The organism is Geomonas terrae, assembly GCF_004791675.1.
Classification (GTDB): Bacteria; Desulfobacterota; Desulfuromonadia; order Geobacterales; family Geobacteraceae; genus Geomonas; species Geomonas edaphica.
In genome coordinates, this window is the sequence record NZ_SRSC01000002.1 from 939,722 (window position 1) to 955,672 (window position 15,951).

A 15,951-nucleotide genomic window follows, 5' to 3' on the forward strand; every position below is an offset into this window, starting at 1 on the left:
TTCTCGATCAAACGAGTCGTAAGAATTCAGGAGCCAGCATGAGGAAAACAACGCCGTACGCAGTGATCGCGTCATTATTCCTTTTCGGTACGGGTTGCGCCGTACATACAAAACCTTTGTCGACAAGCGATCTCATGTCCCGGGTCGCCGCGGACCGCTTGGCCATGTACGAGGGGCAGGAAACGGTACAGGCCCCGGTCACGCTCGAAGAGGCGATGGCGCGGGCGCTAAAATACAACCTCGACCATCGCATAAAGATAATGGAAGATGCCTTGACTCTGCGGCAGGCAGACGCGATGTCCTACGACATGCTGCCGCATCTCGTCGCCTCGGCCGGCTACTCACAGCGTGACAACTACAACGCCTCTTCCAGCATTAACTACAAGACTCACGAGCAGTCGCTGGTCCCCTCCTACTCCTCCGTCCGGGACCATTTCACCACCGATCTCACCCTTAGCTGGAACATCCTCGACTTCGGAGTGAGCTACCTTCAGGCCAAGCAGCAGGCGGACCGGGCCCACATCATGAACGAGCGTCGCCGCAAGGTGGTGCACACGATCATCCAGCAGGTGCGCCAGGCTTACTGGCAGGCGCTGGGGGCGCAGCAGATGGAAGGACGCTTCGAGCCGCTGCTGGCCGAGGTGCGCAAAACGTTGAACGACATCGAATGCGTCGAGGGGGAGAAACTGCGCCCGCCGCTGGAGACGCTCAATTACCGTAAGACGTTGCTTGAGGTACTGAAGCAGCTTGAGATCTTCCGGGATGAACTGCAACAGGCCAAGCCGCGCCTGGCCGCACTGATGAACCTCCCCCCGGGACAACCTTTCAACCTCGTCGTCCCGCCAGGGATGGATGTACCGGGGCTGTGCGACAACCTTAGCGCCATGGAGGAAAAGGCCCTGCTGCAGCGCCCGGAGCTGGTCGAGGCCGATTACAACGAACGGATCAGCGCGGCGGACGTGCGCAAATCCATACTCAGGATGCTCCCCGGCATCGAGGTGAACGTCGGAGGGAATTACGACTCCAACAGCCTCCTCGTGAACAACAGCTGGATCGAGGGGGGCGCGCGGATGACCTGGAACCTCATGAGCCTGCTGAGCGGCCCGAGCCAGTACAAGCTGGCCAAGGGACAGGCTGAGCTCGTGAAGGCGCAGCGGATGGCGCTCAGCATGGCGATCCTCACCCAGGTCCACATCGCGTACCAGAACTACCAGACCCAGGTACGCCAGTACGAACTGGCCGGCGAGTTGAGGGACGTGGAGAAGAAGATCTACGAGCAGACCAGGAACGCTGCGGCAAGCGGTTCGCAGAGCAGGATCAACGAGATCCGTTCGGCAACCTCCACGCTCATGGCGGAATACCGCAACTACCAGAACTACGCCGCGGTGCAGAACGCTTACGGGCAGGTGAACGCAAGCCTCGGGCAGGACCCGCTGCCGGAAACGGTAGGGTCCCACGAGCTTTCGCAGCTGTCCCTGGCGATCAGGAACCAGTTGGATACCAAGTGCCCGGCTCCGGAGAAGTTTTATCAACGTGCCGTTTGCCGGTCTTCCGCGCCGGTCACACCGGCGGTGCCCCCCCTTCCGGCGGGGCTGCGCTAATCTGCTCACAGAAGGAACCGATATGAAGATTCCTCACCTCCTGCTTTCGTTTCGCCGGGCCAACCGCCTGGTTTCATTTCTTGCCTGCACACTGGCAGGTATCGTCTCCCTTCCCGGGGTCTCCACCGGTGAGGGAATGGTCCGCATCCAACTCGCACCGGCACAGCAGACCACGCTCTCGTCGGAGATCGCGGCAAACGTACTAAAGCTCCCCTTCAAAGAGGGGGACTCCTTCCGACAGGGAGAGCTCCTGGTCGAGTTCGACTGCTCGCTGCTCCAGGCGCAGTTGCAAAAGGCGCAGGCGACGGCCGAGGCGGCTCGCGAGACCCTGAAGGTGAGCGAGCGCCTCGCGGAATTGAACTCGATCAGCAGCCTCGAGGTCGACCAGGCCCGCGCCAAGGTGAAGGAAACCGATGCCGAGGTGTCCGCCATGCAGGTGACCGTCTCGAAATGCACCATGAAGGCGCCGTTCTCAGGAAGGGTCGCGAAACTCCAGGTGGACCGCTTCCAGTACGTCTCGCCCGGCAAGCCGCTCATGGACCTCCTCGACACGAGCAGGCTCGAGGTGAGGATGATCGTCCCCTCCCGCTGGCTCTCCTGGCTGCGCACCAAGGGGCGCTTCACGGTGCATATCGAGGAGCTGGGGAAAAGTTACGAGGCGCGGGTGGTGAGGATAGGTGCCCGCATCGACCCCTTAAGCCAGACGGTTCCGGTCATGGGCGAGATCGTGGGGCACCACGATGAGCTCGTGACGGGGATGAGCGGGACGGCGAGCTTCGCCAAGGGGCAGAGATGACCGAGATCCAGGATGAACGGCTGCTCGGGATGGGGCTGCTCCTGCAGATCGGGCGGCGGGCACGTCAGGCCGCCGATCCCCGCGAAGTAGGTTTCATCGCAGTCAATGAGACCAAGCAGGTCCTCAGTTACCGGCAGGGGGCGTTGTGGCTCCAGGGAAAGGGGGTCTACGCGGTGTCGGGGCTCCCGGAGAGCGATCCGAGCGCACCCTACGTGCAGTGGCTAGCCCGCGTCTTTCCGAACTGGCGCAAAGAACAGAAAAGCCGCGCGACCGGCCCCTCGGAGCTTCCGGCTGCCCTCGGAGAGCGCTGGGGGGAATGGCTTCCGGCGCACGCGGCGGTCGTCCCGCTGCGCGGCAAGGACGGCTCCCTCCTCGGACTTCTGCTTTTTGCCCGTGACGAGGAGTGGCTCGAGGGGGAACTCACCCTCCTTGACGAGCTTGCCTCGATATACGCGCACGCCCTGTGGGCTCTTGCGGGTGGAAAAAGGCGCGGAGCACCGAGAAGCGGCGTCTTCCGCGGGGCATTCAAACTGATCCCGGTGGCCCTCGCCGTCGCCGCCCTCTTCTACCCCGTTCGCCTCTCGGTGCTCGCACCGGCCGAGGTGACCCCCAAGGATCCCTTCGTGGTCAGATCCCCACTGGACGGCGTCATCGACCGTTTCTACCTGCACCCGAACCAGCCGGTGCGCCAGGGGGATCTCCTGTTCGAATACGACAGCTCCGCACTGCGCGCCAAGATGGGGGTGGCGGCGAAGGCCTACGAGGTGGCGAGCGAGGAATATCGCCAGTCGGTGCAGATGGCGCTTTCCGACGACAAGACCCGTGGCGAGATGGAGCCGAGGCGCGGGAAGATGCAAGAGAAGGAGGCAGAGCTTTCCTACTCGCGACAGATGTTCCACCGCCTCCAGGTGCGCGCCCCGAGATCCGGGATCGCGGTGTTCACAGATCAGAGCGACTGGGTAGGGAAGAACGTTTCGGTCGGTGAACGGGTGTTGGTAATCGCCGATCCTGCCCGGGCTGATATGCTCATCCACCTCCCGGTCGCGGACGCGATGAACCTGGAACTCGGCTCGAGGGTGAAGCTATATCTCGGGACGGACCCGCAGCATCCCGTGGAAGGGACCCTGCGCTACGCATCGTTCAAGCCGGAGCTGAACCCGGCCGGGTACGCGGCGTATCGGCTGAAGGCCGACTTCGCCCCGGGTGCAACACCGCCGCGGCTGGGGCTCACCGGGACGGTGCGCATCTATGGTGAAAAGGTCAGCCTCGGGCGCCTCATCTTCCGGCGCCCCATAACGGCACTGCGCCAGAGGCTGGGATGGTGAACCTGGCACTCCCACCGCTACGGCAGGAGCTTGACCTACTCCCGGCCCCCACGGCCCCGGACGGCTCGCCCGGGTGGACCCTGCACGATCCGGCGAACAACCGCTACTACCTGCTCGCCTGGCCAGCCTTCGAGATCCTCTCCCGCTGGCACCTGGGATCAGTCGCGGCGGTGCTTGAAGCGGTCCGCCGGGAGACCACCCTCGACGCTACCGAGACCGACCTCGCCGAGGTGACCACCTTCTTGCAGCGCAACTTCCTGCTCGACCTCCCCTCCGCAGCCGGGACCGATTACCTCGTCGCGGCGGCACGGGCCCGCAAGCTCGGCGGCGCCACTTGGCTTTTGCACAACTACCTCTTCTTCCGGGTCCCCCTTTTCAGACCGCAGCGCTTTCTCGACACCACCTCGCCCCTCGTCGGATGGATCTACACCAAGGTCTTCCTCCTGATCGCACTCGTGGCGGCGGCCCTTGGTCTCTACCTCGCCTCGCGGCAGTGGGACCTCTTCGCCCACGCCTTCACAGCCTACCGGGGCGGCGAGGCGCTTTTCGCCCTCTGGTGCATCATCCCGCTTGCCAAGGTCATCCACGAGTTCGGGCACGCCTTCACCGCGCACCGCTTCGGGTGCCGCATCCCCGCTATGGGGGTCGCCTTCGTGGTAATGACCCCTATGCTCTTCACCGACACCAACGAGGTGTGGAAGCTCACCTCACGCCGGCAAAGGCTCGCGGTCGGGGCGGCGGGGGTGCTGGCCGAGCTCATCCTGGCCCTGGCCGCCCTCTGGGCATGGCTGCTCCTTCCCGACGGGCCGTGGCGGGGAGCGGCCTTCATGCTGGCGACAACGACCCTGTTGATGACCATCGCCTTGAACGCGAGCCCCTTCATGCGTTTTGACGGCTACTTCTTCCTTTCCGACCTCCTCGGAATCCCAAACCTGCATGCGCGCTCCTTCGCCTTCGGGCGCTGGTGGCTGCGTGAGAGGCTCTTCGGCCTCAAGGACCCTCCTCCTGAACCGGCCTCGCGAGGGAGGAGGCGTTTTCTGGTAGGCTTCGCCTACGCCGTCTGGGCCTACCGTTTTTCCGTCTTCATCGGCATCGCGCTTTTGGTTTACCACTACTTCTTCAAGGCCCTTGGGATCTTCCTCTTCGGGATCGAGATCGGCTGGTTCGTACTGCTCCCCTTCTACCGCGAGGGGGCCGACTGGTGGAAAATGAGAGACCGCATCACCTTAAACTTCGCCCTTTTCACCACCCTGCTACTCGTGGCAGGGGTGATCGCCCTTCTCGTGGTTCCCTGGCAGGGGGACGTCGCCGCGCCGGGGGTGCTTCTGCCTGCACGCGAGCAGCAGGTCTCGGCGCCGCGCGGCGGTATGCTGCTTCAGACCGCCGACGACGGCACCGCAAAGGTCCGTCGCGGAGAGCTCCTCGCCAAGCTGCAGGTCCCTGAACTCGAGGCCCAGATAAAGAAGGCCGGCACCTCGGCAGCGACATCGGCGTGGCAGGCAGCCAGGCAGAGCTTCGACCCGCAACTATTGAGCCAGGGGATGGTACCTCAGCGCCGCTACGAAGTGGACCGTAGCGAACAGGCCGGGCTAGAAGGAGAGCGAAACCGGCTCACCCTGCGGGCCCCGTTCGACGGGACAATCGTGGCCCGAAACGACGAGATCGCTCCGGGGGTCTGGGTGTCGGCGAAAGAACCACTATACCTGCTGGCCGATACCGCCGGTAACCGGATCGACAGCTACGTCGGCGAGCGCGACCTTAAGTGGCTGCAGCCTGGGGCTCGCGCCCGTTTCCTGCCGGACGCAAGCGAATTCGGCCCGGTGAGCTGCACGGTAGCCGACATCGACCGGGTGAACGTGCCGGAGATCGACGATCCCATGCTCGCCTCGTCGTCCGGTGGGCCACTACCAACCCGCCCCGACGCGCGCGGTGCACAGATCCCGCAGACCCCGGTGTTCAGGGTACGTCTCGACAACTGCGCTCCTCACACGGTTCCCTTGGTCCCCCTGCGCGGCGTGGTACACATCGAGGCGCAGAAGCAGAGCCTCCTCGGGGAGATCACACGCAACGCCGCGGCACTGTTGGTCCGGGAAAGCAATCTGTAACCTCCACTCTCCCCAAAGCAGATCACCGCTGCCTCCAGCCGAGGTCCATATGGGTGGTGCGGCATGCCATTCAGCTTGAATGGAGCTCCACATCGCGCGATGTGCCACGACCTATGGGACGATGTGCCATGACCTATTGCGCGAGGTGCCATGGCCTATTGCGCGATGTGCCACGACCTATTGCACGATGTGCCACGACCTATTGCACGATGTGCCACGACCTATTGCACGATGTGCCATGACCTATCGCACGATATGCCGCTACCTGTCGCGCGATGTGCCGCTACCTCTCGTCTTAACGTAGGTACAGGAGCGGCGACTCAAATGAAATTAAAAATTTGTTAATTTTAATTGACAGCTCACATTCATACTTTATACTGCACTACTCCTGCGCAACGAGTCACACGTGCCACGGCACGGAAGGAGTTTGATAATGGCAATTTGTATGGACTGCAAAGGCAAAAGGACCGTCACCTGCCCCGAGTGCGGTGGCACCGGTAACAGGTATTATGTCGCGGTGCTCGATATCTGGGAGTCCGATTGCAGCGCCTGTTTCGGAAGCGGTACCGTCAGCTGTCCTGCTTGTGAAAGCCGCCCGCTCGGCTCAGCGGTACCGAGACCACCGGCAGCCTGGACCCCGCCACCAGCCCCACCGGGACTGTAAAAGACATTTGAACGTGAAAAGGGCCGGCAGAAGATGCCAGCCCTTTTTTTCTCCCTCTTCGACGCCACGCTGAAAAGCCCGCCGCCCCACCTCGCCACAAGCAGTGTAACCGACCTAAAAAGACACCCGGAAAACTGGGGCGGCCCCATTTGGATGAGATGATGAATGCAGTCAGCACAGGATTAGCCAAAAAAAATGCAATACATTTACCGTTCTGTATACTTTTTTTATCCGCACTATCAGCCTGTTATACGGAAATCGTAAGCTATCCCGGTAACGCCCCCTTCTTACGTTAGATATGACCAACCATTTTCTCCTACATTAAATTCGCCCACCTCCGAAGAAGCAACCAATTCTGTAAAGAATCACGTCCGGTGAAAGCACAGAAATTACCTTTTCTGCTCCCGAGATGCCGCATGTCTGTCGTGCCTGACTGCTGAATTATCCAGCGCCGGTTCTGGCGCCGTCACTACAACCCGAAGAGAGGACAGGAAGAAAAATGGGGGAACTGAAACTGAAGGCAAAGGTATTGGTCGGATTCGCCGTCGCAGCTTTGCTCGGCATGGCGGGTTGTCTCGTCGCGATGCGGGGCTCGACGGGGATCGGAGTGGGTGTCTCAGTGGCGGCCTGTATAGCCACCCTCGCGCTTGGGGTCTGGCTCTCCCGCGCCGTCGGCGCGAGGACGCAGTCGTTGGAAGAGGAATGCGAACGGCTCATTGAGAAAAACGACTGGTTCCGCGCCATCATCGACGCGGTGCCGTTTCCGGTGCACGTAACCGATAACGACATGAAATGGACCTTCATGAACAAGCCGTTCGAGACGCTCCTGGTCCGCGAGGGGCGCATCAAGGATCGCGACACCGCCGTGGGACTTGCCTGTAGCAACGCCGCAGCCAACATCTGCAACAACGAGGGATGCGGCATAAAGCAGCTGCACAAAGGGGTGAACGAGAGCTTCTTCGACTGGTGCGGGTCGGAATGCAAACAGGACACGGCCTACCTGATAAACCGCAAGGGGGAGCGGATCGGCTACGTAGAGACGGTGACCGACCTCACCGCCATGATCAGAAACCGCGACTATACCCATACCGAGGTTGAGCGCATGGCTGAGAACCTGACCAGGCTGGCGCTGGGGAATCTCGACCTCGACCTGCAGGTGGCGGATGCGGACCAGCATACCGGCGTAACCCGCGAGAACTTCGTGAAGATCAACGCGAGCCTCTCCAGGGTGAAGGACGCCGTCGGCGCCATGATCGAGGACACGGAAAAGCTGGTCAACGCGGCGCTGGCCGGTGAGTTCCAGACCCGCTCCGACGCTTCCAGGCACCAGGGTGAGTTTCGCGCCATCGTGGACGGCGTGAACCGGACGCTCGACGTGGTGGTCGATAAGAACGACTGGTACGAGGCGATCATCGACGCGGTCCCCTTCCCCATCCACGTCACCGACAACGACATGAACTGGACCTTCCTGAACAAACCCTTCGAGGCGCTCCTGGTCAAGGAGGGGCGCATCAGAGACCGGGTCACCGCGCTCGGGCTTGCCTGCAGCAACGCCGCGGCCAACATCTGCAGCACCGAGGGGTGCGGCATCAAACAGCTGCAAAGGGGAGTGGGCGAGAGCTACTTCGACTGGTGCGGCTCGGGTTGCAAACAGGACACCTCGTACCTGCTGAATCGCAAGGGGGAGAAGATCGGTTACGTCGAGGTGGTCCAGGACCTGACGGCGATCATAAGGAACCGCGACTACACCAAGGTGGAGATCGAACGGATGGCCGCGAACCTCAGGCTCCTCTCGGAGGGGGACCTCGACCTCGATTTCGCCATCGTGCAGCCGGACAAGCACACGAAGGAGACACACTCCGACTTCGCCAGGATCAACGACAGCCTGAAAAGCGTGAAACAGGCCATGGACGGCGTGATCGGCATCACCAAGGAGATAGCCGACGGAAACCTGACCGTCGAAGTGACGCCGCGCTCGGAGAAGGATGAGTTGCTAAAGGACCTCGCTGCTATGGTGCGCAAGCTCTCCGACGTGGTACTGGACGTGAAACAGGCGGCGGACAACGTGAGCATAGGGAGCAAGGAGCTCGCAGAAAACGCGGAGAACACCTCGCAGGGGGCAACGGAGCAGGCGGCCTCCGCCGAGCAGGCATCGAGCTCCATGGAAGAAATGAGCGCCAACATCAGGCAGACCGCCGACAACGCGATGCAAACCGAGAGAATCGCGGTGAAATCGGCCGCTGACGCGCAGGAGGGAGGGAAGGCCGTCGCAGAGACCTTAGCCGCCATGAAGGAGATCGCCGGGAAGATCTCCATCGTCGAGGAGATCGCACGCCAGACCAACATGCTCGCGCTGAACGCGGCCATCGAGGCGGCGCGCGCAGGTGAGCACGGCAAGGGGTTCGCGGTGGTGGCGGCCGAGGTGAGAAAGCTCGCCGAGCGCAGCCAGAAGGCTGCCGGCGAGATATCGACACTCTCCACCTCGAGCGTGGAGATCGCGGAGAAGGCGGAGGCCCTTCTGGGGGAAATACTGCCCAACATCCAGAGGACCGCGGAGCTGGTTCAGGAGATCAGCGCGGCAAGCAAGGAGCAGGACGGCGGTGCGCAGCAGATCAACCAGGCGATTCAGGTGCTGGACCAGGTGATCCAGAAAAACGCCACGGTGGCGGAAGAGATGTCATCCACCGCCGAAGAGCTCTCCTCGCAGGCGGCCCAGCTGCAGGAAACCATCTCCTTCTTCCACGTGAACAGCGCCGAGGCCCCGGCCGGGCGGAGGGAGATGGGGACAAGGGCACGCGAGGCCGCCTCCCTCACCTACTCCGGGACGAGCGCCAAGAAAGACACCAGGGCGCGCGCCAGACAGGCCGCGGTCGACAAAGGGGTAGCCATCAACCTCGACCACGGCGACTTCGAGCGCTTCTAAGACGCAGAAAAAGGAAGGCCGCCTCCCCTTTCAAAGGTGAGGCGGCCTTTTCTCTTGCTCACGCAGCCTTTACTGCCTGCACCCTACCCCATGCGTCCCCTCACGTAGAACACTTAAGTTTTCATTGATGGATGGAGAGTTTCTTCATCAGGTCGTAGAGCGTGGGGCGGCTGACGCCGAGTTCTTCGGCGGCCTTCAGGATGTTCCCAGACTGGCGTTCGATGGCGTTCAGGATCATCTCACGCTCCATCCGCTCGCGCGCCTCGCGAAGCGAAAGCCCGTCGTTCGAAGAAACCGGCACAGGGGGTGGCTCGAAGTCGCAGCCAAGATCGAGGGGGCCGATGCTGGAGCCGTCGCACATGATGACGGCACGCTGGATCCGATTCTTCAGCTCGCGCACATTGCCCGGCCAATCGTGCCGCTTCAAAAAGGCTATCGCGGCCGGGGAGAGGCGCACCTTCTTCTTGTTCTCCTTGCAGTATAGACGCAGGAAGTTGTCGGCAAGCAGCAGCACGTCGTCACCGCGCTCCCTCAGTGGGGGAAGCTTGATGGTGACCACCCCGATCCGGTAGTAGAGGTCCTCGCGGAAGCGCCCCTCCTCGATCGCCTTCTGGATGTCGATGTTGGTCGCGCAGGTGGTGCGGGCGTCGACCGGGATCTCCTCCCTCCCCCCGACACGCTGGATCAGGCCCTCCTGGAGAAAGCGCAGAAGCTTCACCTGCAGGTTCACCGGCAACTCCCCGATCTCGTCGAGGAAAAGGGTCCCCTTGTGCGCGAACTGCAGCTTGCCGCGCACCGCGGTATGGGCACCGGTGAAGGCACCCTTCTCATGCCCGAAGAGCTCGCTCTCGAGGAGGTTTTCGGGAATGGCGCCGCAGTTGATCGCAACGAGCGGCCCCTTGCGGTGCTGGCTCGCCTCGTGGATGGCCGCGGCGACCAGTTCCTTGCCGGTGCCGCTCTCGCCGGTGATGAGGATCGGTGCGTTTGAGGGGGCAACCTTCCTGATGGTGGTGTAGACAGCCTGCATCTCGGCGCATCGCCCGACCATCCCCCATTGTTCCTCCGGCTCGGCGCTGGATGTGATGGAGCTGTTTTGTTCCTCCAGGGTGGCGATATGGAAGGCGCGCCCGATCATCACCTTGAGTTCGGTGAGCACGGGTGGCTTGGCGTAGAAGTCGAAGGCCCCCATGCGCATCGCCTTCAGCGCGTTCTCACGCTCGTTGTTTCCCGTGAGCATGATCACCTTGGTCACCGGGTTCAGCCCAAGCATCTCGTCCAGGCAGCGAAACCCCTCCACGGAGCTGTCCGGGTACGGCGGCAGCCCGAGGTCGAGGATCACGACAGCCGGGTGTTCGCTTCGGAAAAGGGAGAGCGCCTCGCGCGCATCTCCGGCGAGCAGCACCTGGTACTCCTGGGTCAGCCCCCACTTGAGCTGCTGCCTGATATCCTCGTTGTCGTCGACAATAAGAAGCTTTTTCACTACTCCTCCTCTATGCGGCGGCGCTGCACCCTCTTGCCGGTTCGGCCTGCGCGACCGGGAGGTGGACGGTGAACACCGTCCCTTCCCCTTCGACGCTTGCGACCTCGATCCTGCCGCCGTGCGCCGCGACGATCTGCCGCGACTGGTAAAGCCCGATCCCCAAACCGGTCCGTTTCGAGGTGCGGAATGGGACGAACAAATCGTTTCTGATGAAGCGCGGCGACATGCCGCAGCCGCGGTCGGTCACCCTGATGAAGGGGGAGGCGTTGCATCCCACCTCGGCGGTTATGGGGGTCTCCGGCGCGGAGGCCTCGACCGCGTTCAAAAAGAGGTTCAAAAGCACCTTCTGCAACTCCTCCGCGTCGCCAAGGACCATCTGGCAGCTCCCGGTCACATCTATCGTCCGTCCCTGCACCATCTCGGCGCAGCGCCTGGCGAGGGACAGGATCTCGACGGGACGCCTCTGCAAAAGTTCGCTTTCCCCTAAGTTACGCAGGCGTCCTATGAGGCCCTGCATTTTCTTGGTGGTGTTGCCGAGGCTGTTAAGCATGTCCTTCTGGAATTCGGGGTTGTCGATGTGTTCGCCCGCGTTCTGCAGTACCAGCGAAATGGTGGCTGCGAGATTTTTCAGGTCGTGCGCCACGAAGGTGGCGAGGCTTCCGACCGCCTCCATCGCCTTCGCCTGGGTGAGTTGCTCGGAAAGACGCTGGTGCTGCATGGCGACCGAGACCTGACGCGCGATGGTCTTCATCAGGTCGAAATCCTCGTAGCGGTACTGCTCGTCCGGGACGATCTGCGCACCCAGCACGATGAAGCCGGAAAGGGCCTCCCCTTCAGAAAGAGGGATCACGAAGGAGATGTCGTAGCGAGCAAGCAGGGCGCGGTCGGCCTCCGTCAGTTCGGGGTTCGCATCGGAGGAGCTGAAGACCCACTGCTTCTCGCGCAGCGAAGCGAGGATGGGGCTGTCGTCCTCGATGGTCTCGGCCATAGGCTCCAACTCCAGAAGGCCGCCGACACAGTACCAGCCGACCCCCTTCTGGTGCTGGTACAGGGCCGCACCGCGCACGCCGAAGATCTCGCAGTAGGCCTGTAGCACCCGGTGCGCCAGTTCGTCGGCGTAGTCAAAGGTGGCGAGCCTCTGGGTAAGCCCCAGCCACTGCGAGCGGTAGTCGTACTTGCTCTGGTAGAAATGTTTGTGCAGGAAGACCTTGAACTCGCGGTTGGCGCGCTCGGAGAGAAGGAGCAGCAGCAAAAGGATGCCGCCTGAGAAGCAAAGGGCCAGGGTGAGCACACGCGGGAACTGCGGCCCGAAGTACCTCATCCCCTCCCCCAGAAGCCCCAGCAGGATGAGATAGACCGCGATCACCGAGATGACGACCGATTTCAGCAACACCGCCTGGGAAACCTTCACCCGGGCGCTGCCGCGCCAGTGGGTGCGGGCATAGAGCATCATGAGGGAGGCGACGATGAAAACAAAAGAGCGCAGCGGGACGAGCTCCATGTTGATGGAGCGGTACAAGAGCGCGTTCGAGTAGTAAAACACGAGCACGGACAGCGTCGCGACGAGCGCCACGATGTCGAGCTTCACGCGCCACAGGGCCTCGGACGAGGCGTGCGCCAGGGTGGACTCGAAGTTGATGAGCGCCATCACGAGCAGCGCAAGGATGGCGATGTAGAAATAGAAACCCGCGTCGGCCAGAAAAAGCAGCGGCTCCACCGGGAAATCCGGGGCGTAGTAAAAGGAGGTGACGGGGAGAAAAGCCGGCACCAACAGGAGCAGACAGGCACAGGCGAGGAGGACCCGTGTCCGGACAGTGAGCCCGCGCTCCGGGAGCTCACGCGCATAAGTGAGACTAAGAAGGAGCCACAAGGGAGGCAGGAGCGCCTCCACGAATAGCCCCGTCCTTTTCCAATCCCTCGCGGGCCAAAAGGATTCGAGGGCGAACAGGTCGGCAAGCTCCAGGACCGCCAGGGCGAGGACGGGGAATGCCAGAAAGCTGCGGACGGCGCTTCGCTTCTCCAACTGCACGATGCGCAGTACGGTAACAAGCAGCAACAAAACCGCGATCAGCGAAAGCGCCATGGCATCCCCTCGGCCGGCCGACCCCTGCTACAGCTTCCAGACCCGTATCCCGGCCCCGTTCATAAGCTCCCTGTCGAAGAGCCCCTTCACGTCGATGAGCACCGGGTTTGCCACCATGAGCCGCGCGAAATCGGCGGGGCCCAGTTCCTGGTACTCGCGGTGTGCCACAGCGACCACCACCGCGACCGCAGGCTTTAGCTTCGACATCGGCATGATACTGACGCCGTATTCGTGATGCGCCTCTTCGGGGTCCGCCATCGGGTCGCACACCTGTACCTCGACGCCGTAGTCCTCGAACTCCTTCACGATGTCGATGACCTTGGAGTTCCTGAGATCCGGGCAGTTTTCCTTGAAGGTAAGGCCGAGCACGGTGACGTAGGAGCCGAGCACGTGGTGCCCAGCCCGGATGATCTCCTTCACGGCGCGCTGCGCCACGAATTTCCCCATGCCGTCGTTGATGCGCCGCCCGGCGAGGATCACCTGCGGGATGTAGCCGTTCTTCTCCGCCTTGTGGGTCAGGTAGTAGGGGTCCACCCCGATGCAGTGCCCCCCGACGAGACCGGGGCGGAAGTTCAGAAAGTTCCACTTGCTCCCGGCGGCGGCAAGCACATCCCCGGTGTCGATCCCCATCCGGTCGAAGATGAGGGCAAGCTCGTTCATGAGGGCGATGTTCAGGTCGCGCTGCGTGTTCTCGATCACCTTCGCCGCCTCGGCCACCTTGATCGAGGAGGCGCGAAAGACGCCGGCGGTCACCACGGAGCCGTACACCTGCGCCACGACCTCCAGGGTCTCGGCGTCCTGCCCGGAGACCACCTTCTTGATCTTGGTGAAGGTGTGCTCCCGGTCCCCCGGGTTGATCCGCTCGGGGCTGTAGCCGACCTTGAAGTCCACCCCTCCCCTGAGCCCGGAGACCCGCTCGAGGATCGGGAGGCACTCCTCCTCGGTTACACCGGGATACACCGTCGACTCGTAGACCACGATGTCGCCCTTTTTCAGGGCACTGCCTACCGTTTCACTGGCGCGGTACATGAGGGTGAGGTCAGGCTGGTTGGCCTGGTCGATGGGGGTGGGGACAGCGACGATGTGGAAGTCCGCCTTTTTCAGGTCTTCGACGCGGTCGGTGAAGAGTATGTCGGCTTCGGCCAGGTCCGCGGCCTCCACCTCGCCGGTGTGGTCGCGTCCCTCGCGCAGTTCCATGATCCTGTTGCGGTTTATATCGAAACCTATGGTGGTACGGCACTTTCCGAAAGCCACTGCGACGGGCAGGCCGACGTAGCCCAACCCCACCACCGAAATAATACGTTCTGCCGTCAAGAGATCCTCCTGGTAAAGAATAGCGGCACTCACAGAGCCGCGCTGAACACAGCTATACCTATACAGCCTAAGGCACAAATTGACAAGTGCTAATTGTTTGTGGTAAATCACCGATTGACTGGGGTAAATTGCAAGCTGGAGGCGGTAAAATGACAGGACCGGCGTCACAAAGACAGAAACAGGAATCCTGCGTTATCAGCAGCATCCCATTCTTCTCCTCCCTCACCCCGGAACAGGTGGAACAGGTCGAGAAACTGTTCAGGAAAAAGAACTACGAGAAGGAACAGATAGTGCTCTACGAGGAGGATACCTCGAACTATATGTACCTGATCTATTCCGGGAAGGTGCGCGTTGTCAAGATGAACGACGAGGGGAAAGAGCAGATCATCACCATCCACAAGAAAAACGACTTCTTCGGGGAGATGTCGCTTCTGGACAACAAGACCTCGCCGGCGACCATCATCGCGCACGAGGACTCGGTGATCGGGCTTTTGCACAAAACGGATTTCGAAGAGTACCTTTTGCGCAACGAGGAGATCCGCAAAAAGATCATCGAGCTTCTGTGCAGCCGACTGCGCGAGTCATGGGAGATGATCAAGATCCTGAGTTTCAACGCCGAGAACGCCCAGGACCGGGTGCTATCCCTCCTGGACCGGCTGGGGGAGCTTTACGGCGTGCGCGACGACCGCGGCGTGATCATCGACGTGAAGATGACGCACCAGCAGATGGCGAGCTACGCTTCGGTGACCCGCGAGACCATGAGCCGGGTCTTGCGCAGCCTTGAGAAGTCTCAGGCGATCAGCATCCTGGACGGCAAGGCGATCCTCTTGAACAAGGGGTTCTTCGACGCGAGACAGAACCACAAGAGGCACTAGCCCCCCCTGCCCCACTTATACCGCCCCGAACCTTACTGGATCTGGGTGCCCCCACCGTCAAACACCGCCGACACGGCGACAGCGAAATCCCCCGCCACCGCTCCGGGGGGAACATTGGTGAAGGAAAGCTTCAGGATCTCTCCCGAGGCAAGGTTGCTGCTTGCGAGTATGACGGCATTGCTACCGGAGGTGCCGACCATACCGCTCGCAGCATAGGGTCCGGAAGCGGCTGCGCCGGCAAGGGTCGCACCCGTCGGCATGGTCACCACTAAGTTCACCCCGTAAGGAGCCGCCGCCGGGAGCCCGGCAAGAAACACCGTCCCTACCGCCGTACTGCCGCTCAACACGGTGCTCATCGCCGCGTAGATCGGCACGGTTACCGCGACTTCGGTGGAGGTCTGCACGTTGCCGGCGGCGTCATAGGCCTTTGCGGTCCAGTTGTAGCTACCCTTAGCGACTCCCGACGGATCCCAGGAAAAGGAGTATGGGGCACTGGTGGCGCTTCCCTGCAGCACCCCGTCCAGGTAGAACTCCACCCGCTCAATCCCCACGTCATCGGAGGCCGCGGCCTTGATGAGGGTGACCCCGTGCACCACGGTCCCCTCCGCCGGGGCGGTGAGCGCCACGCTGGGAGCGGTGCGGTCCGGAACGCCGGAATCGGCTCCCCCTACCGCACTCCCCCCTCCTCCCCCACCGCCGCCGCAGGCAGCCAGAGTCATCACCATAAGGGCCACCAGGACCCGCTTAACAAACCGCATCATTTCCCTCCATAATCCAATGTGCCC

At 62.1% G+C, this 15,951-nt stretch carries 10 protein-coding genes; 6 read left to right on the forward strand and 4 right to left on the reverse strand.

Annotated features, from left to right (window positions below; translation table 11 throughout):
* Positions 1–38 precede the first annotated feature (38 nt).
* The 5 genes from E4633_RS11245 to E4633_RS11265 all read left to right on the forward strand — a co-directional run bounded on the left by E4633_RS11245 (position 39) and on the right by E4633_RS11265 (position 9,414).
* Positions 39–1,601 carry a TolC family protein gene (locus E4633_RS11245; protein ID WP_135870324.1) on the forward strand — a complete coding sequence of 521 codons (1,563 nt, stop codon included), beginning with the start codon at positions 39–41 and terminating at the stop codon, positions 1,599–1,601.
* Positions 1,602–1,623: 22 nt separating this feature from the next.
* Positions 1,624–2,397, forward strand: a complete 774-nt coding sequence (locus tag E4633_RS11250) for an efflux RND transporter periplasmic adaptor subunit (RefSeq protein ID WP_135870325.1) — start codon at positions 1,624–1,626, stop codon at positions 2,395–2,397.
* Positions 2,394–3,722: an efflux RND transporter periplasmic adaptor subunit gene (locus E4633_RS11255; protein ID WP_135870326.1), complete on the forward strand. Its 1,329-nt coding sequence runs from the start codon at positions 2,394–2,396 to the stop codon at positions 3,720–3,722. The genes E4633_RS11250 and E4633_RS11255 overlap by 4 nt, the downstream gene beginning before the upstream one ends.
* Positions 3,716–5,827, forward strand: coding sequence for an HlyD family efflux transporter periplasmic adaptor subunit (locus E4633_RS11260; protein WP_135870327.1), 2,112 nt, complete (start codon positions 3,716–3,718; stop codon positions 5,825–5,827). The genes E4633_RS11255 and E4633_RS11260 overlap by 7 nt, the downstream gene beginning before the upstream one ends.
* 1,226 nt (positions 5,828–7,053) lie before the next feature.
* The gene (locus tag E4633_RS11265) at positions 7,054–9,414 is read left to right on the forward strand and encodes a methyl-accepting chemotaxis protein (RefSeq protein WP_456237294.1); all 2,361 of its coding nucleotides are present in this window, start codon (positions 7,054–7,056) and stop codon (positions 9,412–9,414) included.
* A 121-nt stretch (positions 9,415–9,535) separates the two neighbouring features.
* Here E4633_RS11265 and prsR read toward each other — a convergent pair whose 3' ends face one another.
* Genes prsR through E4633_RS11280 form a run of 3 tightly spaced genes read right to left on the reverse strand, consistent with a single transcriptional unit; the run spans position 9,536 to position 14,291 of the window.
* Positions 9,536–10,894: a PEP-CTERM-box response regulator transcription factor gene (gene prsR, locus E4633_RS11270; protein ID WP_135870329.1), complete on the reverse strand. Its 1,359-nt coding sequence runs from the start codon at positions 10,892–10,894 to the stop codon at positions 9,536–9,538.
* Positions 10,895–10,904: 10 nt separating this feature from the next.
* A complete protein-coding gene (gene prsK / locus E4633_RS11275; RefSeq protein ID WP_135870330.1) occupies positions 10,905–12,977 on the reverse strand; it encodes an XrtA/PEP-CTERM system histidine kinase PrsK in 2,073 nt (690 codons plus the stop codon).
* 27 nt (positions 12,978–13,004) lie between these two features.
* Positions 13,005–14,291, reverse strand: a complete 1,287-nt coding sequence (locus E4633_RS11280; protein WP_135870331.1) for a nucleotide sugar dehydrogenase — start codon at positions 14,289–14,291, stop codon at positions 13,005–13,007.
* A 149-nt stretch (positions 14,292–14,440) separates the two neighbouring features.
* Here E4633_RS11280 and E4633_RS11285 point away from each other — a divergent pair, with 149 nt between their 5' ends.
* Positions 14,441–15,166, forward strand: coding sequence for a Crp/Fnr family transcriptional regulator (locus E4633_RS11285; protein WP_135870332.1), 726 nt, complete (start codon positions 14,441–14,443; stop codon positions 15,164–15,166).
* A 32-nt stretch (positions 15,167–15,198) separates the two neighbouring features.
* Here the strand turns inward: E4633_RS11285 and E4633_RS11290 are convergent, their stop codons facing one another.
* Positions 15,199–15,924: an Ig-like domain-containing protein gene (locus E4633_RS11290; protein ID WP_135870333.1), complete on the reverse strand. Its 726-nt coding sequence runs from the start codon at positions 15,922–15,924 to the stop codon at positions 15,199–15,201.
* Between the last annotated feature and the right edge of the window lie 27 nt (positions 15,925–15,951).

What these genes read in the sequence shown, in the direction of transcription:
- E4633_RS11245 (WP_135870324.1), top strand. Translation starts at nt 39, where the DNA reads ATGAGGAAAACAACGCCGTACGCAGTGATCGCGTCATTATTCCTTTTC.
- E4633_RS11250 (WP_135870325.1), top strand. Translation starts at nt 1,624, where the DNA reads ATGAAGATTCCTCACCTCCTGCTTTCGTTTCGCCGGGCCAACCGCCTG.
- E4633_RS11255 (WP_135870326.1), top strand. Translation starts at nt 2,394, where the DNA reads ATGACCGAGATCCAGGATGAACGGCTGCTCGGGATGGGGCTGCTCCTG.
- E4633_RS11260 (WP_135870327.1), top strand. Translation starts at nt 3,716, where the DNA reads ATGGTGAACCTGGCACTCCCACCGCTACGGCAGGAGCTTGACCTACTC.
- E4633_RS11265 (WP_456237294.1), top strand. Translation starts at nt 7,054, where the DNA reads ATGGCGGGTTGTCTCGTCGCGATGCGGGGCTCGACGGGGATCGGAGTG.
- prsK (WP_135870330.1), bottom strand. Translation starts at nt 12,977, where the DNA reads ATGGCGCTTTCGCTGATCGCGGTTTTGTTGCTGCTTGTTACCGTACTG.
- E4633_RS11285 (WP_135870332.1), top strand. Translation starts at nt 14,441, where the DNA reads ATGACAGGACCGGCGTCACAAAGACAGAAACAGGAATCCTGCGTTATC.
- E4633_RS11290 (WP_135870333.1), bottom strand. Translation starts at nt 15,924, where the DNA reads ATGCGGTTTGTTAAGCGGGTCCTGGTGGCCCTTATGGTGATGACTCTG.